This window comes from Actinophytocola sp., assembly GCF_035942955.1.
In the GTDB taxonomy this organism is placed as follows: Bacteria; Actinomycetota; Actinomycetes; order Mycobacteriales; family Pseudonocardiaceae; genus DASYTH01.
The window spans coordinates 1-23308 of sequence record NZ_DASZCQ010000051.1; the positions used below are offsets into that span (position 1 = coordinate 1).

22 protein-coding genes and 1 pseudogene are annotated in these 23308 nt (G+C 71.6%); 16 read left to right on the top strand and 7 right to left on the bottom strand.

Going from position 1 to position 23308, the window contains the following annotated elements; all coding sequences use genetic code 11:
• Window positions 1-157 precede the first annotated feature (157 nt).
• Window positions 158-1201: a questin oxidase family protein gene (locus VGX25_RS05110; RefSeq protein WP_326916422.1), complete on the bottom strand. Its 1044-nt coding sequence runs from the start codon at window positions 1199-1201 to the stop codon at window positions 158-160.
• A 23-nt stretch (window positions 1202-1224) separates the two neighbouring features.
• Window positions 1225-2436 (bottom strand): DNA polymerase IV, encoded by a 1212-nt coding sequence (dinB, locus tag VGX25_RS05115; protein WP_414635718.1) that lies wholly within the window; start codon window positions 2434-2436, stop codon window positions 1225-1227.
• A 142-nt stretch (window positions 2437-2578) separates the two neighbouring features.
• On the opposite strand from dinB, the gene VGX25_RS05120 reads away from it, so the two are divergent.
• Window positions 2579-2818 carry a hypothetical protein gene (locus tag VGX25_RS05120; RefSeq protein WP_326916424.1) on the top strand — a complete coding sequence of 80 codons (240 nt, stop codon included), beginning with the start codon at window positions 2579-2581 and terminating at the stop codon, window positions 2816-2818.
• Here VGX25_RS05120 and VGX25_RS05125 read toward each other — a convergent pair whose 3' ends face one another.
• A complete protein-coding gene (locus VGX25_RS05125; protein ID WP_326916425.1) occupies window positions 2819-3679 on the bottom strand; it encodes an alpha/beta hydrolase in 861 nt (286 codons plus the stop codon).
• 27 nt (window positions 3680-3706) lie between these two features.
• On the opposite strand from VGX25_RS05125, the gene VGX25_RS05130 reads away from it, so the two are divergent.
• Entirely contained in the window at window positions 3707-4273 is a 567-nt protein-coding gene (locus VGX25_RS05130) for a GNAT family N-acetyltransferase (RefSeq protein ID WP_326916442.1), read from the top strand.
• Window positions 4274-4307: 34 nt separating this feature from the next.
• Window positions 4308-4739 carry a heavy metal-responsive transcriptional regulator gene (locus tag VGX25_RS05135; protein ID WP_326916426.1) on the top strand — a complete coding sequence of 144 codons (432 nt, stop codon included), beginning with the start codon at window positions 4308-4310 and terminating at the stop codon, window positions 4737-4739.
• 46 nt (window positions 4740-4785) lie between these two features.
• On the opposite strand, the gene VGX25_RS05140 is transcribed toward VGX25_RS05135, so the two are convergent.
• Window positions 4786-5502, bottom strand: a complete 717-nt coding sequence (locus VGX25_RS05140; RefSeq protein ID WP_326916427.1) for a ceramidase domain-containing protein — start codon at window positions 5500-5502, stop codon at window positions 4786-4788.
• Between the two features lie 86 nt (window positions 5503-5588).
• On the opposite strand from VGX25_RS05140, the gene VGX25_RS05145 reads away from it, so the two are divergent.
• From VGX25_RS05145 to VGX25_RS05175, 7 genes are all read left to right on the top strand, one after another.
• Window positions 5589-6860: a sugar ABC transporter substrate-binding protein gene (locus VGX25_RS05145; protein WP_326916428.1), complete on the top strand. Its 1272-nt coding sequence runs from the start codon at window positions 5589-5591 to the stop codon at window positions 6858-6860.
• A 138-nt stretch (window positions 6861-6998) separates the two neighbouring features.
• On the top strand, window positions 6999-7877 hold the full coding sequence (locus VGX25_RS05150; RefSeq protein ID WP_326916429.1) for a sugar ABC transporter permease: 879 nt from the start codon (window positions 6999-7001) through the stop codon (window positions 7875-7877).
• Window positions 7874-8695: a carbohydrate ABC transporter permease gene (locus tag VGX25_RS05155; protein WP_326916430.1), complete on the top strand. Its 822-nt coding sequence runs from the start codon at window positions 7874-7876 to the stop codon at window positions 8693-8695. The genes VGX25_RS05150 and VGX25_RS05155 overlap by 4 nt, the downstream gene beginning before the upstream one ends.
• Before the next feature lie 9 nt (window positions 8696-8704).
• Window positions 8705-10225: a glucoamylase family protein gene (locus tag VGX25_RS05160; RefSeq protein ID WP_326916431.1), complete on the top strand. Its 1521-nt coding sequence runs from the start codon at window positions 8705-8707 to the stop codon at window positions 10223-10225.
• Window positions 10209-12026, top strand: a complete 1818-nt coding sequence (locus VGX25_RS05165) for a GH39 family glycosyl hydrolase (RefSeq protein ID WP_326916432.1) — start codon at window positions 10209-10211, stop codon at window positions 12024-12026. The genes VGX25_RS05160 and VGX25_RS05165 overlap by 17 nt, the downstream gene beginning before the upstream one ends.
• Window positions 12023-13039: a LacI family DNA-binding transcriptional regulator gene (locus VGX25_RS05170; RefSeq protein ID WP_326916433.1), complete on the top strand. Its 1017-nt coding sequence runs from the start codon at window positions 12023-12025 to the stop codon at window positions 13037-13039. The genes VGX25_RS05165 and VGX25_RS05170 overlap by 4 nt, the downstream gene beginning before the upstream one ends.
• A gap of 103 nt (window positions 13040-13142) precedes the next feature.
• Window positions 13143-14057 (top strand): dienelactone hydrolase family protein, encoded by a 915-nt coding sequence (locus tag VGX25_RS05175; protein WP_326916434.1) that lies wholly within the window; start codon window positions 13143-13145, stop codon window positions 14055-14057.
• A 140-nt stretch (window positions 14058-14197) separates the two neighbouring features.
• On the opposite strand, the gene VGX25_RS05180 is transcribed toward VGX25_RS05175, so the two are convergent.
• From VGX25_RS05180 to VGX25_RS05190, 3 genes are all read right to left on the bottom strand, one after another.
• A complete protein-coding gene (locus VGX25_RS05180; RefSeq protein WP_326916435.1) occupies window positions 14198-14785 on the bottom strand; it encodes a hypothetical protein in 588 nt (195 codons plus the stop codon).
• Between the two features lie 288 nt (window positions 14786-15073).
• Window positions 15074-16264 (bottom strand): helix-turn-helix transcriptional regulator, encoded by a 1191-nt coding sequence (locus VGX25_RS05185; RefSeq protein WP_326916436.1) that lies wholly within the window; start codon window positions 16262-16264, stop codon window positions 15074-15076.
• Window positions 16265-16483: 219 nt separating this feature from the next.
• Window positions 16484-17431 (bottom strand): LysR family transcriptional regulator, encoded by a 948-nt coding sequence (locus VGX25_RS05190; protein WP_326916437.1) that lies wholly within the window; start codon window positions 17429-17431, stop codon window positions 16484-16486.
• A gap of 102 nt (window positions 17432-17533) precedes the next feature.
• Here VGX25_RS05190 and VGX25_RS05195 point away from each other — a divergent pair, with 102 nt between their 5' ends.
• The 6 genes and pseudogenes from VGX25_RS05195 to VGX25_RS05220 form a co-directional block, all read left to right on the top strand.
• A complete protein-coding gene (locus VGX25_RS05195) occupies window positions 17534-18406 on the top strand; it encodes a xanthine dehydrogenase family protein subunit M (protein ID WP_326916438.1) in 873 nt (290 codons plus the stop codon).
• A 1-nt stretch (window position 18407) separates the two neighbouring features.
• Window positions 18408-18917: a (2Fe-2S)-binding protein gene (locus VGX25_RS05200; protein ID WP_326916439.1), complete on the top strand. Its 510-nt coding sequence runs from the start codon at window positions 18408-18410 to the stop codon at window positions 18915-18917.
• Window positions 18914-21286 carry an aerobic carbon-monoxide dehydrogenase large subunit gene (locus tag VGX25_RS05205; RefSeq protein WP_326916440.1) on the top strand — a complete coding sequence of 791 codons (2373 nt, stop codon included), beginning with the start codon at window positions 18914-18916 and terminating at the stop codon, window positions 21284-21286. Before VGX25_RS05200 ends, VGX25_RS05205 begins: the two co-directional genes overlap by 4 nt.
• A gap of 14 nt (window positions 21287-21300) precedes the next feature.
• Entirely contained in the window at window positions 21301-22005 is a 705-nt protein-coding gene (locus tag VGX25_RS05210; protein WP_326916443.1) for an XdhC family protein, read from the top strand.
• Window positions 21998-22870, top strand: a complete 873-nt coding sequence (locus VGX25_RS05215; protein WP_326916441.1) for a MoxR family ATPase — start codon at window positions 21998-22000, stop codon at window positions 22868-22870. The genes VGX25_RS05210 and VGX25_RS05215 overlap by 8 nt, the downstream gene beginning before the upstream one ends.
• A gap of 111 nt (window positions 22871-22981) precedes the next feature.
• Window positions 22982-23308: pseudogene (locus tag VGX25_RS05220) on the top strand (hypothetical protein); the annotation flags it as partial.

Sequence of the window (23308 nt, forward strand, 5' to 3'; positions counted from 1 at the left end):
GGGGGGGGGGGGGGGGGGGTGGGTGTCGTGGGTGGTCGGCTGACGACAAGGGCAGGGGCTCGTTCCTCGCCCCTGCCCTTGTCGTCGTGTGGCGGCCGCCCTCGCCAAAGATCGGTCGACCCCAGCGACACTTCCAGCGACACCTTCGAAATTCGACCTAGCCGCCGATCAGCTGGCCGACCCGTAGGGAGGCGGCGAGCGCGTCGGGGTTTCCGGTGCGGTTGAAGACTTCCGCGGCCGTGTCGGTGAACTTGATGACGTGCTCGTCGCCGTTGGCGGCGGCCCGGTCGAGCACCTCGGCGACCGGGTCGTCGGCGTTGGGCGCCTCGGGCAGCGCCTCGCGGGGGGCGCCCGCCACCGGGGCGTAGGTGGAGATGATCGCCGCGCTTGCCGCCCAGGCCGCGGTCAGGCTGGGCGGCCACAGCTCGCGGGGCAGCGCCGGCAGCGTGTGCAGCACCGCGTTGGGCGCCGTGGCCGTGTGCACCAGCAGCACCGGGCTGCCGTGGCCGTGCGTCAGGTACTTCAGCGTGGCGGCGTCGACCAGATCGGCCAGCCGGTCGCGGGCGTCGTCCGGGTCGGCGGGCGGGCGCAGCGCCGCCAGGGAGCGGGAGAAGCTCGGCAGCGCACCGAGTTGGCCGAACCGCTCGGCGAGCACGCCGGACTGGTCGGGGATGCGCGGCACCGACTCGAGGGCGTCGGCGGGCTCCAGCGAACCGGCCAGCTCGGCGAACCCGGGCACGGCCGTCGACCGGGCCGCCCACCAGCCGAGCCCGTGGGCCAGCTCGGTGACCGAGGCCAGGCTCTCGTCGCCGGCCAGCAGCGTGCGCACCGCGTGGCTGACCCGGATCACGCCGTGCGTCGCGCCGGCGACGATCCCGGGCAGCAGCCGCGGCCACCAGGTGGCCAGCACCTCGCGCCAGGGCCGCTCGCGCACCTGGGCGCCGAAGTAGCCGACCCAGTCGCCGACCCGGCCGAAGTCGCTCAGCGCCTCGCGCCAGTTCGCGTCGGTGATCGGTTCGGTCGGCCCCGGCAGCTTGTCCAGCCGGCCGATGTACGCGTCGACCCACGCCGGCACCTGCTCCTCGCGGCCCCGCCGTACCAGGACCTCGGCGGCCATCGGGCCGTGGTTGGACAGGTTCCCGCCCCACTCCGGACCGGTGCTGTGCAGCCGGTGGTAGGCCTCGTCCAGGATCGCGTTCATATATCGACGTTAACCTTTCGCGGTCAGTCCGGCAGTAGCGGCATCTCAAGGCCGGGGTCGCGGCCGAGCAGCACGGCGCGGGTGATCGCGGACTTGCCGAACCGGTCGGCCACCCGGTCGACCACCGCGTCCAGCTCGGTCCGGCTGCGCGCGTCGAACGGCAGCGTCAGCTGGATGGCGCCGCTGTTGTCCAGGTTGGCCACCGAGATCCCGAGCAGGGTCAGGCCCTGCCGGTCGATCAGCGGCTTGGCCGTGGCCACCAGCGCGCGCACCGCGGCGAGGACGTGCTCGGAGGCCGAGGTGGACCAGGGCAGCGTGTGCGAGCGGGTGGCCCGGGAGAAGTCGTCGAAGCGCAGCCGCAGCACGACCGTGCGGCCGGTCCGGCCGGCGGTGCGCATCCGCCGGGTGACGCGGTCGACGAGGGTCACCAGGATGGCGTCGATCTCCTCGGCCGACTTGGGCTGGCCGGCGCGGCCCATGGCCCGCTGCGCGCCCATCGAGCCGCGGCGGCGGCCCACCTGCACCGGCCGGGGGTCGAGGTTGTGCGCCAGCGCGTGCAGGTGCCGGCCGCCGGCCCGGCCGAGCATGGCGACCAGCGAGGACTCGGCGAGCCTGGCGACGTCGCCGACGGTCAGGATGCCGCGCTTGGTGAGCTTCTCGGCGGTCACCTCGCCGACCCCCCACAGCCGGTCGACCGGAAGCGGGTGCAGGAACGCCAGCTCCCGGTCGGGCGGCACGACGAGCAGCCCGTCCGGCTTGGCCACCCGGCTGGCCACCTTGGCCAGGAACTTGGTGCGCGCCACCCCGACCGTGATCGGCAGGCCGACCTGCTCGCGCACGTCGCGCCGCAGCCGCACGGCGATCTCGGTTGGCGTGCCGGACACCCGCCGCAGGCCGGCCACGTCCAGGAAGGCCTCGTCGATCGACAGCCCCTCGACGATCGGGGTGGTGTTGCGGAAGACCTCGAACACCGCCTTGCTCGCCTCGGAGTAGGCCGACATCCGCGGCCGCACCACGATCGCGTGCGGGCACAGCCGGCGCGCCTGCCGGCCGCCCATCGCGGTGCGCACGCCGAACGCCCTGGCCTCGTAGCTGGCCGCCAGCACCACGCCGCCGCCGACGATCACCGGCTTGCCGCGCAGCCCGGGATCGTCGCGCTGCTCGACCGACGCGTAGAACGAGTCGAGGTCGGCGTGCAAGATCGTGGCCTCGGTCCGCCGGACTCTCACGAACATATGTTCGCATCGACCGCCGACAGAAATCCCCGGCAAACCTCTTGACCGATAAGGAACGAAGTTCTTGTAGCACGACGTCGATGAGTGCGTCTCAGCTTCGACGTCTTAGTGAGAGCAGTCCTACGAAGTGAAGGGGAGCACCATGAGCGCCACGATCATCCCGCTGAGCCACCGGGACCGCGCCATCCTCCGGGCCGTCGCCGCGGGCCGTTGCCAGATCTCCGGCGGTGCCTGCGCCGCGCTCACCGTCGACGGCCTGAGCTGCTGCGACCAGTTCGTCGGCGTCCGGCTGACCGAGGCGGGCCTGATCGCCGCACCCGGTCGGGAGCCGGAACCCGCGCGGTTGACCGAGTCCGGCCGGGCGGTGCTGGCCGCCGCATGATCACGACGTGTGCGCCACGAGCGCCGTGATCACCACGTCCCAGGTCGGCCTCGGCGGGTAGTCGTGCCCGACTCCATCCAGCGTGAGGAGTTGGGCACCGGGAATCTCGCGCGCCAGCGCCTCGCCGTGGGGATGGGGAAACAGGGGATCCTCCGTCCCGTGGATCACCAGCGTCGGCGCGGTGATCTCGCTCGGGCGCGGGTTCACCGGCTCGACCGCGCTGTCGTCGAGCACCCAGTGGTTGGTCTGGCTCGACTCGATGTCGACCGTGCGGTCGACGATGCGGGCCATGAGCTCCCGCAACTCGGCCTCGTCGTCGCGGACCGATCCGGCGTACGGGCGCAGGTTTGTGAGCAGGTGCTCGATCACGGCCGCCCGGTCCGACCAGTCCGGTGGCGCCGGCTCGGCCGCGAACACCGCCTTCATCCGGTCCGACATCGGCGGCAGGTCGGCCGTGGCGTGCGACCCGGCGAAGGTGGTGGAGATCAGCGTGAGCGAGGCGACCCGATCCGGGTGCTCGGCGGCCAGGACCTGACCCAGCCCGCCGCCGGAGGAGACACCCACCAGATGCGCGCGGGCCAGGCCGAGCGTGTCGAGCAGGCCGATGGCGTCGTCGACCAGATCGCGGCTGGTGTACGGCGGTGCGCCCGGCGGGTAGCTGACCGAACGCCCGGTGTCGCGGCTGTCGTACCTGATCACGAACCTGGCGTCGGCGGCCAGCCGCTGGCAGAACTCCGCGCGCCAGTAGTCCATCGAGGCGGCGTTGCCGTTGAGGAGCAGGATCGCGGGATCGGCCGGGTCGCCGAAGGTCTCCATGCACAGGTCCACCCCGTTGACCCGGACGATCTTCTCGTTGCCCACGTTGCCCTCCTGGCACACTGTCCCGGCATAGACGTCTTCCTGGAGACCGAGCGGCTGGTGTTGCGCCGGCTCACCGAGTCCGATGTGGACAACCTGGTTGAGCTGGACGGCGACCCGGCGGTCATGCGCTTTCTCACCAACGGCCGGCCCACCCCGCGCGAGGTGGTCGAGCGGGAGCTGCTGCCGAGGCTACTGCGCGAGTACGACATTAACGGCGGCCTCGGCACCTGGGCCGCGGTGGAGAGGTCCTCCGGGGCGTTCCTCGGCTGGTTCGAGCTGCGGCCGCGCGACGGCGACCGCACCGACGTCGAGCTGGGCTACCGGCTGCGCGCCGCGGCCTGGGGCAGGGGGTACGCCACCGAGGGCTCGAGAGCACTGATCGCCAAGGCGTTCACCGATCTCGGAGTGGAGCGGGTGTGGGCCGAGACGATGGCCGTCAACACCCGGTCCCGCCGGGTGATGGAGCGGTCCGGCCTGCGCCACGTCCGGACCTTCCACGTGGACTTCGACGATCCCATCCCCGGCACCGAGCACGGCGAGGTCGAGTACGAATTGCTGCGGCGCGACTGGGAACGAGTGGCCGGAGACGCTTGACCTTGGAGTGGGGTCCGGGGTTTAGCGTCGTGGTGTGACTGTCACGAGTGAGCGGGCCGGGTTGCGGGTCGCGCAGGTGGCCGAGGCCGTGGGGGTGCGGCCGGACACGATCCGGTACTACGAGCGGGCGGGGTTGCTGCCCGCGCCGCCGCGGACGGCGGCGGGGTACCGGATGTATCCGGCCGACGTGGTGGACCGGTTGCGGTTCATCCAGGGGTGCCAGCGGCTCGGGTTGACGTTGCGGGAGATCGCCGAGCTGCTCGCGGTGCGCGACACCGGGGTCTGCCCGTGCGAGCCGGCCGAGCAGCTGCTGCGCCGGCACATCGAGGAGCTGGACCGGGAGCTGACCCGGCTGGCCGGGTTGCGCGGGGACCTGGTGCGGATTCTCGGTGAGCTGCCCGACGGCCGGTGCTTCGACGTGGACCCGGACATCTGGTGTCCACCGGTCGACCGGGAGGGGAGGTGAGGACCGTGACGTACGCGCCGCCGGACGGGTGTGACTGCGACTGCTGCTAGTCGCGACCCGAGGTGATCGTCGGTGTGGCGCCCACCGACGACTCACCGACGGTCTCCCGCCACCGCCCGATCGCGGCGTACGACACGAGGAACAGGGTGCAGGCGTTGAGGATGTGCCACAGGAAGTGGGTTCCGGTGGGCATCCCCGAGCACACCGTGTGGTCGATCGTGCGAAACGTCAGCGAGACCGCGAAGACCGCGCCGGCGAGGGCGAAGGGCCGCCAGTGCGGGACGCGGTCGGCGTGCCTGGAGCGGTAGAGGATCGCGGCCAGGACGAACAGGCCGAGCAGGGCGGACAGGTACATGCCGGGGCCGCGGAACAGCTGGCCAAGCGTGAGCGCGACGGCGGCGGTGAACGCCAGGAACGCCGGCGCGGCCAGCCAGGCCCGGCGCCACGGGGCGGTCCAGAACAGCCTGATGAACAGGACGATGTAGTACAGCAGGAAGATCGCGATGAAGCCGCTGTCCAGCGCCGCGCCCCAGCGCGTGGCGGTGGTGTGGAACGCGGAGCTGCCCAGGAAGATCAACCCGATCAGCCCGGCCAGGGCGTGCAGGCTCGCGGCGGGCCGGCCGGTGGCCATGGCCGCCGAGCGGGCCAGCAGCCAGACGGCCACCGCGGCGACCAGGAAGGCCAGGTTGCTGACCGCGTTGAGCGGCTCGCCCCAGAAGCCGGGCGCGAGCCGCTCGCAGTACGCGTCCACGTAGTCGTCCACGGATCCATGCTGGCACGGCGGTTGACACTCGGGGAGCCATCCACCAGGGTGAATGTAAACGGTTACATTCCCCGGGAGGTGACCCGATGCAACGACGCAGGGGTGCGGTCACGGCGCTGGCCGTGGTGACCGCGCTGGCGGTGGTGGGGTGTGGCCGGGACAGTGCCGGTGGGGGCGGCGAGACGGCCCGGCCGGTGGACCAGGGCACGGCCAAGGGGGAGATCACCGTCTGGGCCATGGGCACCGAGGGGGAGAAGCTGTCGGTGCTGGCTAGGGACTTCGAGGCGGCCAACCCGGAAGCGAAGGTCACCGTCACCGCGATCCCGTGGGACGCCGCGCGCGACAAGATCGCGACGGCGATCGCCGGGCGGCAGACGCCGGACGTCAGCCTGATCGGCACCACCAACATGGCCGAGTTCGCCCGGTCGGGCGCGCTGGACCCGACCCCGTCCGTGATCGACGGCGGGCAGTTCTTCAGCGGAGCGGCGCAGACCACGGTGGTCAACGGCACGTCCTACGGCGTGCCCTGGTACGTCGAGACCAGGCTGCTCTACTACCGCACCGACCTGGCGCAGCGGGCCGGCGCCGCCCCGCCGACCAACTGGTCGGAGCTGACCGCGTTCGCCACGGCCATGAAGGAGAAGTCGGGCGCGAAGTGGGGGCTCAACCTGCAGGCCGGCGGCAAGGGGACCTGGCAGACGTTCATGCCGTTCGCCTGGCAGGCCGGCGCCTCGATCACCGACGAGGGCGGCACGAAGTTCACTTTGGACAGTCCGGAGATGGTCAAGGCGTTGGAGTACTACAAGACCTTCTTCGCCGGGCAGCTCTCACCGGACGCCCTGCTGCGGCCGGGCGAGCTCGAGCAGGGCTTCATCGACGGGTCGTTCGGCGCGTTCTTCTCCGGGCCGTGGCACATCGGGCTGATCAAGGAGCAGGGCGGCGCGGCGATGGACGGCAAGTGGGCGGTGGCCAGGATGCCGCGCGACAAGGCCGGCACCTCGTTCGTCGGCGGCGGTGACCTCGCCGTATTCAAGGACGCCAAGAACCGGGACGCCGCCTGGAAGTTCGTGCAGTACCTGACCCGGCCCGAGGTCCAGGTGAAGTGGTACACCGAGGTCGGCGACCTGCCGTCGGTCAAGAGCGCTTGGCAGGACCCGAAGCTGTCCGCCGACCCGCTGCTCAAGACGTTCGGCGAGCAGCTCGACGAGGCCAAGTCGCCGCCGGCCATCGCCACCTGGGAGCAGGTCGCGACGGTGATCGACACGGAGATCGAGAAGGTGGTCAAGGGCGTCAGCTCGCCGGCCGACTCGGCCAAGGCCATGCAGGCGCAGGCCACCTCGATCGGCACCGGCCTGTAGACAGCCGTGTTTGCGCCTGACGTCGCCGTGTTGGCGTCGTGCGCGGCCAACACGGCGACGTGAGCGGCCAACACGCCGGGAAGGAGACCCGTGGTCGCTGAGGCTATTCCGGTGCGCCGCCGGGCGGTCCGGAGGCCGATGAGCCTCCGGACCCGCCGGGCGCTCGCCGCGTGGGGGTTCGCGCTGCCGTTCCTCGCGGTCTTCGCGGCGTTCATGGCCGGCCCGGTGGTCGCCTCGCTGGCGATGAGCTTCACCGACCTGCGCGGCACGGATCTGCGGAACCCGCTCAACGTCAACCTCATCGGGTTCGACAACTACGTCCGGCTGTTCGGCGACGAGGTGTTCCGCCAGGCGCTGACCAACACGGCGGTGTTCGTGCTCGGCAGCGTGCCGCTGACGATCGTCTCCGCGCTCGCCGTCGCGCTCGCGCTCAACCGCGGCATCACCCGGCTGCGCACGTTCTTCCGGGTCGGCTACTACCTTCCCGTGGTCACCAGTATCGTCGCGGTGGCGGTGGTGTGGCGGTTCCTGCTGCAGCCGGACACCGGGCTGCTCAACAGTCTACTTCGGACGATCGGGATCGCCGGCCCGCACTGGCTGGACGACCCGGCGCTGGCCATGCTGTCGATCATCGTGCTGACCGCCTGGCGCGGCATGGGTTTCATGATGGTGGTCTTCATTGCCGGGCTGCAGGCGATCCCGCGCGACGTGTACGAGGCCGCGGAGATCGACGGGGCGGGCCGGTGGGCGCGGTTCCGGTTCGTCACGCTGCCGATGCTGCGCCCCACGATGCTCTTCGCCGTCGTGGTCACCAGCATCGGCCAGCTGCAGTTCATCGAGGAGCCGTTCGTGATGACCCGCGGCGGCCCGCTGAACTCCACCCTCTCGGTGTCGATGGACGTGTACGCCCAGTTCGGGTTCGGCAACTACGGCTACGCGAGCGCGATGAGCTACATGCTGTTCGTGGTGATCGTCGCGCTGACCGTGGTGTGGTTCCGGCTGTTGAGGTCGCGATGATCACCGGCCGCCGCGTTCTCTACGTCGTCCTGTCGATCGGGCTGATCGGCTTCGCCGGGCCGTTCGTCTGGATGGTGCTGTCGGCCTTCAAGCCGGAGAGCGAGCTGCGCCGGGTGCCGTCGACGTGGCTGCCGGAGACCGTCACCCTTGACAACTTCCGGGCCATCTTCGTCGGGCTGGACTTCCCGACCTACTTCACCAACTCGGTGCTCGTCGCGGCGGCCGTGACGCTGGGGAACCTGGCGCTGTGCTCGATGCTCGGCTACGTCCTCGCGAAGATCGACTTTCCGGGCCGGCGGGTGCTGTTCCTGCTGGTGGTCGGCACGCTGATGGTCCCGGCGATGGTCACCTTCGTGCCGCAGTTCGTGCTGGTGAGCCAGTTCGGGTTGGTCAACACCTACCCCGGGCTGATCCTGCCGTTGCTCGCGCTGGCCGGCCCGCTCGGTGTCTTCCTGATGCGCCAGTACATCTCCGAGCTGCCGGACGAGCTGATCGACTCCGCGCGGATCGACGGCGCCGGCGAGCTGCAGATCTTCCTGCGCATCATCCTTCCGCTGGCCAAACCCGCGCTGGCCACGCTGACCATCGTCACGTTCCTCGGCGCCTGGAACAACTTCCTCATTCCACTTGTGATGGCGCAGACCGAGGACATGTACACGATGCCGGTGGCGCTGGCGCTGTACTCGGTCGGCCAGAACTCCACCCGGTTCGGCCTGCTGCTGGCCGGCGCCGTCGTGGTCGTCGTGCCCGTGCTCGTCATCTTCGTCGTCCTGCAGCGGTACTTCGTGCAGGGCATCGCCACGACCGGATTCAGGTAGGAGCCAACGATGTCGTTACGCCTGCTCACGATCGCGGCCACGGTGCTGGCCCTTGCCACCCCGGTCGCGGCGACCGCCGACCGCGGCCCGCTCGACCGGTACGCGGCCGACACCTGGCGGTCGATGGCCGCGATGGTCAACCCGGAGACCGGGCTGCCGAGCGACAACATCGACGGCGCACTGGATCCGGCCTCCCGGGCGCGGTACACCTCGCCCACCAACGTGGGGATGTACCTGTGGGCCACGGTGAGCGCCCGCCACCTCGGGCTGATCAGGGCGCGGGAGGCCGCCGACCGCGTCGAGCGGGTCCTCGCCACGCTGGCCCGGCTGCCCCGGCACGCCGACTCCGGCCAGTTCTACAACTGGTATGACCCGGCCACCGGGGAGAAGCTGCGGGTCTGGCCGGTGGACGGCAGCACCGTGTTCCCCTTCCTGTCCAGTGTGGACAACGGCTGGCTGGCCAGCGGGCTGCTGGTCGCGGCCAACGACCAACCCGCGCTCGCCGGCCGGGCCTGGGCTTTGTTGTCCACAATGGACTTCGGATTCTACTACGACCCCGCGGCGCGCGGCCCGGACTTCCCGGCCGGGCTGATCCGCGGCGGCTTCTGGGACGAGGCGCCGCCGGGCTGCTCGGTGCTGGACAACTACCGGAACCGGGGCCCGGACGTCTGGTACACCTGCCACCACTACGGCGCGTTCAACACCGAGCCGCGCATCGCCAGCTACCTCGGGATCGCGCTCGGCCAGATCCCGGCGGCGCACTACTTCGCCGGCTGGCGGACCTTCCCGGACACCTGCGACTGGTCCTGGCAGGAGCAGAAGCCGGTCGGCCACGGGGCGACCCACCTCGGCGTCCCGGTGTTCGAGGGAACCTACGGCTACCGGGGCGTGCGCCTGGTGCCGACCTGGGGCGGCAGCATGTTCGAGGCGCTGATGGTGCCGCTGGTGGTGCCGGAGGAGACCTGGGGCCCGCGCAGCTGGGGGCGCAACCACCCGCTGTACGTGCGGGCGCAGATCGAGCACGGCCTGGCCGACGCCCGGTACGGCTACTGGGGATTCTCCCCGTCGAACAACCCGGCCGGCGGGTACCGCGAGTGGGGCGTGGACGCGATCGGCATGGACGCGCCGGGCTACACCTCCGACGTGCAGCGCACCTCGGTCGACTTCGGCTTCGCGGGCTGCCCGGACCGGCCGCCGGTGCCGCCGCCGGCCTCGTACGGCGAGGGCGTGGTGACCCCGCACGCGTCGTTCCTCGCGCTGCGCTACGCGCCGGACGCCGCGCTGGCAAACCTGGCCAAGCTGCGCCGCGACTTCGACGCGTACGGGCCGGGCGGCTTCTACGACGCGATCAACGTCAGCACCGGTGCGGTGTCCCGCGCCTACCTCGCGCTTGATCAGGGCATGGTGCTGGCGGCCGCCGCCAACGCGCTGCGCGGCGACGTGCTGCGCCGCGCGTTCACCAGGGGTCCGGTGTCGGCGCTGCGCCCGCTGCTGGCGATGGAGGACTGGTCGGATGTCCGAAGTGGATAGCGCGGCGCGGGCCGACTGGGAAGCGCGGATCGGCCGTCGCCGGACCGGTGACGCGCGGTCGGTTCTGGCCGCTCCCAAGGAGGTTCGGGCGCGGCCGGGGCGTGGTCAGGTCACGGTGGACTGGCGGCCGGTGCCGGGCGCCGTGGGATACCTGGTCTTTCGCGCCGACTCGGCGGACGGCCCGTTCGAGGTCATCGATCACCGCGGTGGCGACGTGCTTGCCGTGCCGCATCCGCCCTACGCCGACACCACCGGGGAGCCCGGCCGGACCTACCACTACGCGGTGGCCGCGATCGCCGACGTCGACGCGCCCGGGACGCGCAGCGCGCCGGCCGCCGCCGCGTCCACAGTGGACGATGTAGAACCCGTGGTGCGGATCGGGGTGCGGGCCGACCGGGTGACCGGCACGCGGCACCGGCCGTGGCGCAAGGTGATCGGCTCGGAGCACCTGAGCCACGTGCTGAGCACCGACACCACCGGCCGGCGGCCGATCGGCGCGGAGCTGGTGGAGGCGCTTCGCTTGGCGCACACCGAGCTGGGGATCCAGGCGGTGCGGGCGCACGCCATCCTCTGCGACGACCTCGGCGTGTACCGGGAGGTCCGCGGGCGGCCGGTGTTCGACTTCTCCGGCGTCGACCGGGTCTACGACCGGGTGCTGGAGTGCGGGCTGCGGCCGATCGTCGAGCTGTCGTTCATGCCGCGCGATCTGGCAAGGGACCCGTCGAAGACCGTCTTCGAGTACGGGGCGATCGTCTCGCCGCCCCGGCGCTGGGACCGCTGGGCCGAGCTGGTGCGCAAGCTCGTCCGGCACCTGGTCGACCGCTACGGGCTGGCCGAGGTGCGCGACCACTGGGCGTTCGAGGTGTGGAACGAGGCCAACCTCGAGGTGTTCTGGGCGGGCACCCGGGAGGAGTACCTGCGCCTCTACGACATCACCGCCCGCGCGGTGAAGGAGGTCGACGCCGGGTTGCGGGTCGGGGGTCCGGCGTCGGCCGCCGCCGGCTGGCTCGGCGACCTGCTGCGGCACCTCGACGAGTCCGGCGCGCCGATCGACTTCCTGTCCACGCACACCTACGGCAGCCCGCCGCTCGACCTGCGCCCGCTGTGCCAGCGGCACGGCCGGCCGGGCCTCGAGCTGCTGTGGACCGAGTGGGGCACCACCCCGACCCACTTCAACCCGATCGGCGATGACGCGTTCGCCGCGGCGTTCCTGCTGCGCGGCATGCATTCCGCGGCCGGGCGCATCGACGGGCTTGCGCACTGGGTGCTGTCCGACCACTTCGAGGAGCTCGGCCGGCCGCCGCGGCTGTTCCACGGCGGTTTCGGGCTGCTCACCGTCGGAAACCTGCGCAAGCCGCGATACTGGGCGATGGCGCTCGCCGAGCGGCTCGGCGACGAGGAGCTCGCCGTCGAGCTGGCCGGCGACGGCGCCGGCAGCCTGATCGACGCCTGGGCCGCCCGGCGCGGGGACGGCACGATCGGCGTGCTCGTCTGGAACCTGGGGCTGTACCAGGACGCCGCGGGCGGCGACGCCGCGCTCGACCGGGTGGTGGAGCTGCGGATCGAGGGGCTGCCCGCCGGGGAGCACCGGGTGCGGCACTACCGGGTGGACCGCACGCACTCCAACATCCAGCGGGTATGGGAGTCGCTCGGCGGCGGGGACTGGCCCACCGCCGAGCAGTGGGAGATCCTGCGCGCCCGCAACGTTGTCTCCGAGCTCGAGCCACCGACCGTGCTGACCGGTGGGGTCGTAAGCTTTTCCCTGCCCATGCCGGGCGTTTCCTACCTAGAGCTCACATGACCGAGAAGACTCCGACCGTGCACGACGTGGCGCGGCGCGCCGGGGTGTCGACCGCCACCGTGTCGCGCGCGTTGAGCAACAGCGCCAAACTGCAACCGGCCACGCTGCAGCGGGTGCAGCGGGCCATCGAGGAGCTGGGCTACCTGCCCAACGGCGCGGCGCGCGGGCTGACCTCGCGCCGCACCAGGGTGCTCGCCCTGTGCTTCCTTGATCTCGGCGACCCCGAGTCCGACGCCGGCGACGACGCGATGCTCTACATCGACGGCGTGGTACGGGGAATGGAGCGCGCCGCCCGCGAACGCGGCTATGCCATCCTGATCGGCGCCGTCCAGGACCCGGACGCCGCCCTTGATCTCGCGGTATCCCTTGCCAGCCGCTCCGACGGCATCGTGCTGCTCGGCCAGGCCGCCCCCACGTCGGCCATCCAGCGGTTGAAGCGGCTGCCGGTGGTGGTCGTCGCCGGCCGCTGCGAGGACGACCAGGGCCGGATCGACCAGGTCCGGGTCGACAACGCCGGCGGCATCACCGCCCTTGTCCGCCACCTGGTCGACGCGCACGGCCACCGCGACCTGCTCTACCTCGGCGGCCCCGCGGATTCCCCCGACGCCGCCGAACGCCTCGACGCCTTCCTTGCGGTTGCCGGTGATCGTGCCCGGAAACCGTGGTCCGGCGACTTCACCCAGCACGCCGGCCTCGTCGCCGCCCGCGCGCTCACCGACCTGCCCGACGCCATCGTCTGCGCCAACGACCAGATGGCCATCGGTATGATCGCCGGCCTGCGCGAGCGCGGCATCCGGGTGCCGGAGGACGTCGCCGTGGTCGGCTTCGACGGCATCGACCTCGGCCGCCACATCCAACCCGCCCTCACCACCGTCCGCCAACCCATGCAACCCATCGGCGCCGCCGCCGTCACCCTCCTCGAACGCCGCCTGCACACCCCCGACCGTCCCCCGACGGATCTCCGGCTCCCCACCCAACTCCAGATCCGCGCCAGCTGCGGCTGTCCACAGTAGACAGTGCGACGGCGTGGAGCACTAGTGGATCTTTGGCCGGTGCGGGAAGTCGGCGCGGGTCTATGCTGCTTCTGCGGATCGCGGCCAGTCTCTTGGAGGGACGATGACGGAGATTCAGCGCTACCTTGCCGAAGAGGTCGCCGAGGACCTCGCCGACGGAATCATCGGCCGAAGGGAAGCGGTGCGCCGCCTCGGCCTGCTCGGCGTGACCGGTGCGGCGGCCACCGGGCTGCTGGCCGCGTTCGCGGGCAAGGCGGCCGCGGCCGAGCCGGAAGGCACGGCCGATCAGTCCGGCGGGCGCGGCGCATCGGAAACGAGCTGGGCGCCCGTCCCCCGCGAGTCGATCACCTTCGCCGGGCCCCGGGTGCCGCTGCTGGCCGCATGGGCGCCCGCCGCCAAGCCCCGCGGCGGCGTGCTCGTCATCCACGAGAACCGAGGACTCAACGAGCACATCCGCACGGTCGCCGGCCGGCTCGCCGCCAGCGGCTACTCCGCGCTGGCGTTGGACCTGCTGTCCGAGGAAGGTGGCACCGGGGCGTTCCCTGGCGAGGCCGAGGTGGCGGCCGCGCTGGCCCAGATCCCACCGGAACGCTTCGTCGCCGACATGAAAGCCAGCCTGACCGAGCTCAGGCGCCGCGTGCGCGGCAAGAAGCTGGTCGCGATCGGGTTCTGCTTCGGCGGCGCCATGGTGTGGCGCCTGCTCACCTCCAACGAGCCGCGCCTGGCCGCGGGCGCTCCCTTCTACGGCCCCTTCCCCGAGGGCGGCAGCTTCGAGGGCTCCCGCGCCGCCGTGCTCGGCGTCTATGGCGGACTCGACGCACGCGTCAACGCGACCCGCCCCGCGGCCAAGGCGGCACTCGAGGCGGCCAGGCTGAAGCACGAGCTCCTCACCTTCACCGAAGCCGACCACGCCTTCTTCAACGACACCGGCGCCCGCTTCAACCCCCACGCCGCCACCGAGGCCTGGCGCCGGGCCCTGAACTGGTTCGACAGCGTCGAAGACCGCCACGACGACTAGATCGATCGTTCTGAGCACGCCCCGGCAGCCGCGGGCACAACCGTGCGCGGTCGCCGGGGGGCCTGGGTGCCGTCCCCGACTCCGTTCGGAACGCCGGGTCGGTCCGGTTGGCAGGGCTGGTCCTGGCGTTCCGGCCGCGCCTACCAATTCACAATGGTGCAGTCGCGGAGCTCTCTGACCAGTTGCGCAGCGCGCGTCCAGCGGATCGTCGGATTGTCGAGGGCGACCAGGATGTTGGCGACCGCCGCGGGCGATGGGTGACCGGGCTGGTAGCGGGTGCCGTAGACCCCGGCGATGGCCGAATGACCTACGCGCACCGCCACGTAGCCGCGGCGCAGGGCGGGGCAGGCGCGGATGGAGTGGCGGGCGCAGGGCAGGCACACGGGTGGTTCGGTGGCACCCATGCCGCTGGGCCAGTCTGTCCAGTCGTCGCGGTAGTCGCGCAGGAGCCACAGCACGCCTTGGTCGGTGTGGTCGGGTGGCCCGGCGCAGATCCCGCACAGTAGCTGGCGCATGACGCGGCGCTGGCGCAGCGAGTGGACTTGTCCGAACTGCGGCCTTCCGCGTCCCGGTTGCGAGGCTATCCGTTGCCACAGCACGCCGTTCTCGTCTCGATCACTCAATATCTCGTCCGCATAGCCAATTCCGGATCCGGGCCGCTGGATCACGGTGATGGGCAGAGGCTGTTCGCTGCTCCAGGTGGTGATGTAGGGAACGCCGGTCCTCATCGGTGACACCGCAGCAAATGATCTGTCAGGTGGCGGGTCAACTCGGCGTCGGTGGGGCCGCAGATCAGCGATCGACAGCCGGGACGACCGCACGGCTGTCCGAGTAGGCGGGCCGAGGCTTGCGTGGGGGACAAGAGGCATTCGCCGGCGGCCAGGCGGACGCCGGCCAGCCAGTGGCCGAACAGCCGCAACAGGTCGGCGCCGACCGGTCGGGTCTTGGTCATGGCGCTGACGCTAAGAAGCGATCAAGGGTCCGATTTCACTCAGTGTGAAAGTCGCCCAGACGGGTTACACGGGGAGGCCGGCGCGATAGGCCAGGCCGCGCAGCTCGCGCCCGATCGTGTCTCGGTTCGCGCGGGCGAGGAGTTCGGCGAGGGTTGAGCGAGTGAACGGGTGGCGGTGAACGTGTTCGGGTGAGATCTGCTCGGCGCGGCGCAGCATCAGCACGGCGTCGGCGCGACGCTTGGGCATGCGGGCAAGGGCTCGGCCGTATTCGCGCCAGTAGACCGCTTGGCGGGCGCGCACCAGCATGGCACCGGGGTCGACCGTCTCGGCGATCATGGCGGCCTCGGCGTGCTCGCCGACCTCCAAGGCGCCCTGCATGCGCCACACCGCGACGTTGGCCGGGCCGAAGCCGAAGCCGAGCATGTTGGTCTCTCCCGTTCGCTGGGCCAGCTCCGCTGCGTACTCGAGAGCCGAGGACCGCTCCGTCTGGTCCTTTCGGGCGGCCGAGATCAGCGACGAGGCGAGCGCGAGCGATCCGGCGAGCTGCAGGTCCTCGACGGTGATCAGCGGCAGTTCGACCGCGGCGAGGGTCCGCGACGCCAGGTCGAAGGCGCCGGCGGCGAGCAGTCCGAGCGCCGTGCCGTAGGCGCTGACCGCGAGCGACACGGGTTCGTCGAGCCGTTCGGCGACCTGCCGCGCCACGGTGGCGGCCTGCCAGGTGAGATCGATCGGCGCGCCAATCGTGGTCAGCCACGCCTGGGTGCCCTGCATATGCGCCAATGCCAACAGCCGCAGCACATCGGGCTCGTCGCGGCGGGTATCCAGCGTGGTGTGCAGATCTCTGATCAACGCCGGCAGCTGCGTGCCAACAGTGCCCAGGTCGGCGTCGTTCTGTGCGGCCAGCACGCCCATCACGCGCGCCCGCAGCTGCTTGATGGGCTGCGCCTCGCCGCGCGGCTCGTTCATGCTTGCCGCGAGCAGCGCCAGCCGCACCTCGCTCAGGGCACGGTCCTCCTGGTCCGCACGAGGTGCGCCGCCAGCGGCGGGTCCGGTGACATCGGTCGGTGCGACTTCTAGTGCATTGGCCAGGGCCACGATGAGCGAGCGGCGGTCTAGCGCGCGCTCGCCGCGTTCGATCATGGACAGGTAGGACGGGGAGATGCCGGCCAGACCGGCGATCACCATCAGCGACTTGCCGCGAGCATGGCGGATGTGCCGCAGCCTGCGGCCGATCTCGGCGTGCTCGGTAGCCACACCGTCAAGGCTACGTGGCAGAGCGTGGCACGGCTCAGATCCGGGTCGGCGCAACCGTCTCGGACACGGCTGTGGGCAGGGCAAACCCGGCCTGCGTGGACGGGCTTCCTGTCCACAGCCGTGTCCGCGGAACGCCGGGCCCAGCTCTGCCAACCGGACCGACCCGGCGTTCCGGACGGAGTCGGGGACGGCACCCAGGCCACCCGGCGGGAGCGGGGTTCAGCTCCAGAGGGTCACATACACCGGCGGCCGGAACTTGGAGGGTGGGACGCCGGCGCCGGGTTTGCGCATGACGCGCAGGGCGGCGGCGGTGTGGAGGAAGTGGAGGAAGGCGTCGGTGGCGGTGGAGCGGCGTTCGGGGGGAAGGGCGGTGGCGTACCAGGTGGCGTCGAGTGGGGTGGCGGGGGTGTCGACGACGCGGAGCTCGCCGCGGCGGATGCGTTCGGCGACGAGGTGGGCGTGGGCGGGGGCGACGCCGGCGCCGTCGGCGGCGGCGGCCCAGGCGGCGGTTTGGTTGGGGAAGACGCGGGTGCGGGATTCGGGGACGTGCAGGCGGCGCAGTAGGCGGCCGCAGTCGCTGGCTGGGTCGGTGGCGGAGGGGTCGACGAGCCAGGGCCATTGGTCGGGCGGGCCGTGTGGGCGGGTGGAGCCGGAGGCGACGAGGATGAGGTAGGTGCGGAAGATGGCTTCGCTGCACAGTTCGCTGGTGCGGTCGGCGGCGAGGTTGGGGCCGATGGCCACGTCGGCGAATCGGTTGCCGACCAGTACGGGCATCTCGTCGCTGGCGGCTACTCCGGAGGAGGTGTCGATCTTCCGGCCGGACTGCTCGACGAACGTGTCGACCAGCGGCGACGCCACGAACTCCACGACCGCGCTGCTGGCCACCAGGCGTAACTGCTCGGGGGCGCCCTGACCGGCGCGCACCGCGGCGGCCGCGTCGGCGCCGAGGGAGACCATCTGCGAGGCGACCGGGAGTAGCCGGCTGCCCGCGGCGGTCAGCCGCATGCCGGGGCCGGCGCGTTCGATGAGTGGATCACCGAGATGCTGCCGCAGCGCCGAGAGTGCCTGGGAGACGGCGGGTTCGCTCACGCCGAGCGCGGTGGCGGCGGCCTTGACCGAGCCTAGCTTGGCCACCAGCACGAACGTGCCCAGCTGAGTGAGTGTCACCCGGCCCATTGTGGACTACTCCCCCCGCCGGGGGAGGTAGCAGATAAGCGATCCCTTAACTACGCATTGTTGCCCGGTCGGGCCCGGCGCAGGATTGCCGAAATGCAGGTACCAGCACCGTTCCAGTACGAGAGGGCGACCAGCGTTGAGCACGCGCTCACGCTGCTCGCCCAGTACGGCCCGGAGTCCCGGGTGGTGGCCGGCGGGCACAGCCTGCTGCCCATGATGAAGCTGCGGCTGGCCCAGCCCGAGGCATTGATCGACATCAACGACCTGACGGAGCTGGCCTCGATCAGCGTGGACGGCGACCACCTCAGCATCGGCGCGATGGTTCGCCACGCCCAGCTGCTGGACTCGGCGGTGGCCGGCGAGCACTTCCCGATCCTGCGCGACGCCGAGCGCGTGATCGCCGATCCGGTGGTGCGCAACCGGGGCACGGTCGGCGGCTCGCTGTGCCAGGCCGACCCGTCGGAGGACCTGTCCGCGGCGTTCGCGGCGCTGCGGGCCGAGCTGGTGATCCAGGGTCCGGACGGGCGGCGCACGGTGGGCGTCCGCGAGTTCTTCTCCGGTCCATATCAGACGGTGCTGGCCGACGGCGAGCTGCTGGTGGAGATCCGGGTGCCGATCCGCTCGCATGCCAGCGCCTACGAGAAGGTCGAGCGCCGGGCCGGGGACTGGGCCGTGGTGGCCGTCGGCGCGGTGCTGGACGTCGCCGGCAGCACGGTCGTCGAGGCCGGGATCGGCCTTGCCGCCGTCGGCGCGGAGAACTTCGTCGGCGTGGCGGCCGAGGACTACCTGCGCGGCGGCCCGGTCACCGACGAGCGGTTCATCGAGGCCGGCCGGATCGCGGCCGAGCACTGCAACCCGACCGCGGACCAGCGCGGTCCGGTGGACTTCAAGCGGCACCTCACCGGTGAGCTCACCGCGAGGGCCCTGCGCCGGGCCGCGGCGCGAGCGCGCGGGCAGGAGGCCTGACATGCAGATCACCGTGACGGTCAACGGCCAGGCATACACGCACGACGTGGAGCCGCGGCTGCTGCTGGTGCACTTCCTGCGGGACACCCTCGGGCTCACCGGCACGCACTGGGGTTGCGACACCTCCAACTGCGGGGTGTGCGTGGTGCACCTGGACGGCACGCCGGTGAAGTCGTGCACGGTGCTGGCGGTGATGGCCGACGGCCACGAGGTGACCACCGTCGAGGGGCTGGCCAACGGCGCCGAGCTGGATCCCGTGCAGCAGGGGTTCGTTGCCTGCCACGGGTTGCAGTGCGGGTTCTGTACCCCGGGAATGATGCTGACGGCCCGCTGGCTGCTCGACCACAACCCCGATCCATCCGAAGAGGACATTCGGGAGGCGATCACCGGGCAGCTGTGCCGGTGCACCGGCTACGAGAACATCGTCAAGTCGATCCGGTGGGCGGCCGAGCACCGGGCCGCGGCGCAGGCCGCCGAGCAGCCGGCGCAACCGGAGGAGGTGCGGGCATGACCGCCACCGAGGAAGCCCCTATGGGTTTCGGGCGCATGCATCGCAAGGAGGACGCGCGGTTCGTCCGCGGCCGCGGCACGTTCGTCGACGACGTGCAGCTGCCTGGCATGCTGCACGGCGCGATCCTGCGCAGCCCGCACGCGCATGCCCGGATCGTCTCGGTGGACACGTCGGCGGCCGAGGCGCACCCGAAGGTCAAGGCCGTGATCACCGGCGCCACCCTTGAGGGGCTCGGGCTGGCGTGGATGCCGACCCTGTCCTACGACACCCAGGCCGTGCTGGCCACCGACAAGGTTCGGTTCCAGGGGCAGGAAGTCGCCTTCGTCGTCGCCGAGGACCGTTACGCGGCACGGGATGCGCTGGCCCTGATCGACGTCGAGTACGAGCCGCTGCCCGCGGTGATCGACGCGCGCAAGGCGCTCGACCCGGGCGCCCCGGTGATCCGCGACGACAAGGAGAACGTCACCGACAACCACATCTTCGACTGGGAGGCCGGCGATCCGGGGCGCACCGACGAGGCCTTCGCCGCCGCCGACGTCGTCGTGTCGCAGGACATCCTGTACCCGCGGGTGCACCCGGCGCCGCTGGAGACCTGCGGCACGGTCGCCGACATGGACCCGGTGACCGGCAAGCTCACCGTGTGGTCGACCACCCAGGCGCCGCACGCGCACCGGACCCTGTACGCGATGGTGGCCGGCCTGCCGGAGCACAAGATCCGGATCATCTCGCCGGACATCGGCGGCGGCTTCGGCAACAAGGTCGGCATCTACCCCGGCTACGTGTGCGCGGTGGTCGGCTCCATCGTCACCGGCAAGCCGGTGAAGTGGATGGAGGACCGGTCGGAGAACCTGATGACCACCTCGTTCGCCCGCGACTACCACATGCACGGCGAGATAGCGTCCACAAAGGATGGAAAGATCCTCGCCCTGCGGGTCAAGGTGATCGCCGACCACGGGGCGTTCAACGGCACCGCCCAGCCGACCAACTACCCGGCCGGCTTCTTCCACGTGTTCACCGGTTCCTACGACCTGCGCGCCGCGTACTGCGAGGTGACCGGCGTCTACACCAACAAGGCGCCCGGCGGGGTGGCCTACGCCTGCTCGTTCCGCGTGACCGAGGCGGCCTACCTGGTCGAGCGGATGGTGGACCTGCTGGCCTACGAGCTGGACCTCGACCCGGCCGAGCTGCGGATGCGCAACCTGCTGCGGCCCGAGCAGTTCCCCTACACCTGCGCCACCGGCTGGGAGTACGACTCCGGCGACTACCCGAAGGCGTTGCGGCTGGCCATGGACATCGCCGGCTACGAGGAGCTGCGGGCCGAGCAGGCGGCGAAACGGGCGCGCGGCGAGCACATGGGCATCGGGATCAGCTTCTTCACCGAGGCGGTCGGCGCCGGGCCGCGCCGGCACATGGACATCCTCGGGCTCGGCATGGCGGACGGGGCGGAGCTGCGGGTGCATCCGACCGGCAAGGCCGTGCTGCGGATCTCCGTGCAGAGCCAGGGCCAGGGCCACGAGACCACGTTCGCCCAGATCGTCGCGGAGGAGCTGGGCATCTCCCCGGCGGACGTCGAGGTGGTGCACGGCGACACCGACCAGACCCCGTTCGGGCTTGGCACCTACGGATCCCGCTCCACCCCGGTGTCCGGCGCCGCGACCGCGGTGGTGGCCCGCCGGGTCCGGGACCGCGCCAAGATCGTCGCCGCGGCCATGCTCGAGGTGAGCCCGGACGACCTGGAGTGGGAGAAGGGGCGCTGGTTCGTCAAGGGCGACCCGACGGCCGGCAAGACGATGGCCGAGATCGCGCTGGCCGCACACTCCAATTTGGAGCTTCCGGACGGCGTCGAGGGGCACCTGGACGCCAGCTGCGTGTACAACCCGCCCAACCTGACCTTCCCGTTCGGCGCCTACATCGCCGTGGTGGACGTGGACACCGGCACCGGGCAGGTCAAGGTGCGCCGGTTCATCGCGGTCGACGACTGCGGCGTGCGGATCAACCCGACGATCGTCGAAGGCCAGGTGCACGGCGGCCTTGCCGACGGGGTCGGGATGGCGCTGATGGAGGTGATCGCGTTCGACGAGGACGGCAACTGCCTCGGTGGGTCCTTTATGGACTATCTGTTGCCCACCGCGGTGGAGTGCCCGTCCTGGGAGCTGGGCGAGACCGTCACGCCGTCGCCGCACCATCCCATCGGCGCCAAGGGCGTCGGGGAGTCGGCCACGGTCGGATCCCCGGCGGCGGTGGTCAACGCGGTCGTCGACGCGCTGCGGCCGTTCGGCGTCAAGCACGCGGACATGCCGCTGACGCCGGCCGCCGTCTGGTCGGCGATGCAAGGACGTCCACTTCGGACAGATTTGGCGATCGGATGATGGACACCGAGGTGATGACGCGAGCGGACGCGCTGCGCTCCGGGCGCACTCCGTTCGTGCTGGCAACCGTGGTCCGGGTGGAGCGGCCGACCAGCGCCCGGCCGGGAGACCGGGCGCTGGTCCTGCCGGACGGGACCGTCGAGGGCTTCGTCGGTGGCCACTGCGCCGAGCACACCGTTCGCACGCAGGGACTGCGGTTGCTGTCGACCGGCGAGTCGACCCTGCTGCGGATCACCCCGGACGGCGGGGAGGAGACCGTCACCGAGGGCATGGTGACGGTCGGAAACCATTGCCTGTCCGAGGGTTCGCTCGACATATTCCTGGAGGCGATGTTGCCGCCGATGCTGGTCCACGTGTACGGCACGGCGCCGGTGGCCCGGGCGCTGGCCGACATCGGCCGCGCACTCGGCCACGATGTTCGCCTCCTCCCCGACTCCACAGGGGCGCTGCCGGCCGATCTCGGAGCGGTTGTGGTGGCAACGCACGGCCGCGGCGAGGAACCCACACTCACCGCGGCCGTGCGCGCCGGCGTGCCGTACGTGGGACTGATCGCCAGCCGCAAGCGCGGCGCGGCCGTGCTGGCCGCGCTCGACCTGACCGACGAGGAGCGGGCCAGGGTGCACACCCCCGCGGGGCTGGACATCGGGGCGCGCACCGCACCGGAGATCGCCGTGTCCGTCTACGCGGAGCTGATCGCCGAGCGACGGTCGGATGGCTGAGCTTTCCGTTTCCGCGCTGCGCGACGGGCTGGCGTCGACCGGTTATCTGGCCAGCGACGCGCTGGTCACCGCGCTGCTGCTGGCCGTCCGGATGGGACAGCCGATCCTGCTGGAGGGGGAGCCGGGGGTGGGCAAGACCGAGGCGGCCCGCGCCCTCGCCTCCACCTTGGACACCGTGTTGATCCGGTTGCAGTGCTACGAGGGGCTGGCCTCGGCCGAGGCGCTGTACGAGTGGAACTACCCGCGGCAGCTGCTGGCCATCCGGCTGGCCGAGGCGCGCGGGGAGACGCTGCGCGACGCCGACCTGTTCAGCGACGACTACCTGCTGCCGCGGCCCCTGCTGGCCGCCATCTCCCATCCCGGTCCGCGCCCCGCCGTGCTGCTGATCGACGAGGTGGACCGCGCCGACGACGAGTTCGAGGCGTTCCTGCTCGAGCTGCTCGCCGACGCCGCCGTGACCATCCCCGAGCTAGGCACCCGCCGCGCCGTGGTGCCCCCGGTGGTCGTGCTCACCTCCAACCGCACCCGCGACCTGCACGACGCCCTCAAACGCCGCTGCCTCTACCACTGGATCGCCTACCCCGAGACCGAACGGGTGGCCGCGATCATCCGCCGCCGGGTGCCGGACGCCGCCGGCTGGCTCGCCGACCGGGTCGCCGTCGCCGTGCACCGCCTGCGCGACCGGCCGCTGACCAAACCCCCCGGCGTCGCCGAGGCCATCAACTGGGCCAACGCCCTGCACGTTCTCGGAGCGTCCACACTGGACGCACTGGCGATCGAGAGCACGCTCGGCGCCGTGCTCAAGTACCCGGAGGACATCGAGCGGGCGCACGCCGAGGGCTTGGCGGCGCTGACCGATGCCTGACCGGCGGAGCCCAATGATCTCGCGGCCGTCAAGGCGACCACCGAGCGCGCCCACGCCGAAGGCGCGCTATCGCGGTGGCAGGGCCGCGGCGAGAGGTAGCGGGAAGTCTCGATGACCGAGGCCCTGCCGGCGCGATTGTCGCAGCGCGCGGAATGGCGGAACGTCGCCGATCTGGCCTGGGTCGCGGCCGCGTTCGGGGAACGGTTGCGGACGGCGGGGTTGCCCGTCGGGCCGGACCGGTGCGAGCGGTTCGCCAGGGCCGTCACCGTGCTGAACCCGGCGACGTTGCGCCAACTTCGCGACTGCGCCCTGGCCACCCTGGTCAGCGATCCGGACCAACTCGCCGCGTTCGACGCCGCCTTCGCCGCCGTGTTCGGCGGCCTGGTCGACCCCGCCTCGGCCCGCGGCCCGGGCACCGCCGCCGCGCCGGCCGCCGGC

Excerpts from the sequence above, each read along its gene's own strand:
- VGX25_RS05110 (WP_326916422.1), bottom strand. The coding sequence starts at position 1,201 with ATGAACGCGATCCTGGACGAGGCCTACCACCGGCTGCACAGCACCGGT.
- dinB (WP_414635718.1), bottom strand. The coding sequence starts at position 2,436 with ATGTTCGTGAGAGTCCGGCGGACCGAGGCCACGATCTTGCACGCCGAC.
- VGX25_RS05120 (WP_326916424.1), top strand. The coding sequence starts at position 2,579 with ATGAGCGCCACGATCATCCCGCTGAGCCACCGGGACCGCGCCATCCTC.
- VGX25_RS05145 (WP_326916428.1), top strand. The coding sequence starts at position 5,589 with ATGCAACGACGCAGGGGTGCGGTCACGGCGCTGGCCGTGGTGACCGCG.
- VGX25_RS05150 (WP_326916429.1), top strand. The coding sequence starts at position 6,999 with ATGAGCCTCCGGACCCGCCGGGCGCTCGCCGCGTGGGGGTTCGCGCTG.
- VGX25_RS05155 (WP_326916430.1), top strand. The coding sequence starts at position 7,874 with ATGATCACCGGCCGCCGCGTTCTCTACGTCGTCCTGTCGATCGGGCTG.
- VGX25_RS05160 (WP_326916431.1), top strand. The coding sequence starts at position 8,705 with ATGTCGTTACGCCTGCTCACGATCGCGGCCACGGTGCTGGCCCTTGCC.
- VGX25_RS05165 (WP_326916432.1), top strand. The coding sequence starts at position 10,209 with ATGTCCGAAGTGGATAGCGCGGCGCGGGCCGACTGGGAAGCGCGGATC.
- VGX25_RS05170 (WP_326916433.1), top strand. The coding sequence starts at position 12,023 with ATGACCGAGAAGACTCCGACCGTGCACGACGTGGCGCGGCGCGCCGGG.
- VGX25_RS05175 (WP_326916434.1), top strand. The coding sequence starts at position 13,143 with ATGACGGAGATTCAGCGCTACCTTGCCGAAGAGGTCGCCGAGGACCTC.
- VGX25_RS05180 (WP_326916435.1), bottom strand. The coding sequence starts at position 14,785 with ATGAGGACCGGCGTTCCCTACATCACCACCTGGAGCAGCGAACAGCCT.
- VGX25_RS05195 (WP_326916438.1), top strand. The coding sequence starts at position 17,534 with ATGCAGGTACCAGCACCGTTCCAGTACGAGAGGGCGACCAGCGTTGAG.
- VGX25_RS05200 (WP_326916439.1), top strand. The coding sequence starts at position 18,408 with ATGCAGATCACCGTGACGGTCAACGGCCAGGCATACACGCACGACGTG.
- VGX25_RS05205 (WP_326916440.1), top strand. The coding sequence starts at position 18,914 with ATGACCGCCACCGAGGAAGCCCCTATGGGTTTCGGGCGCATGCATCGC.
- VGX25_RS05210 (WP_326916443.1), top strand. The coding sequence starts at position 21,301 with ATGACGCGAGCGGACGCGCTGCGCTCCGGGCGCACTCCGTTCGTGCTG.
- VGX25_RS05215 (WP_326916441.1), top strand. The coding sequence starts at position 21,998 with ATGGCTGAGCTTTCCGTTTCCGCGCTGCGCGACGGGCTGGCGTCGACC.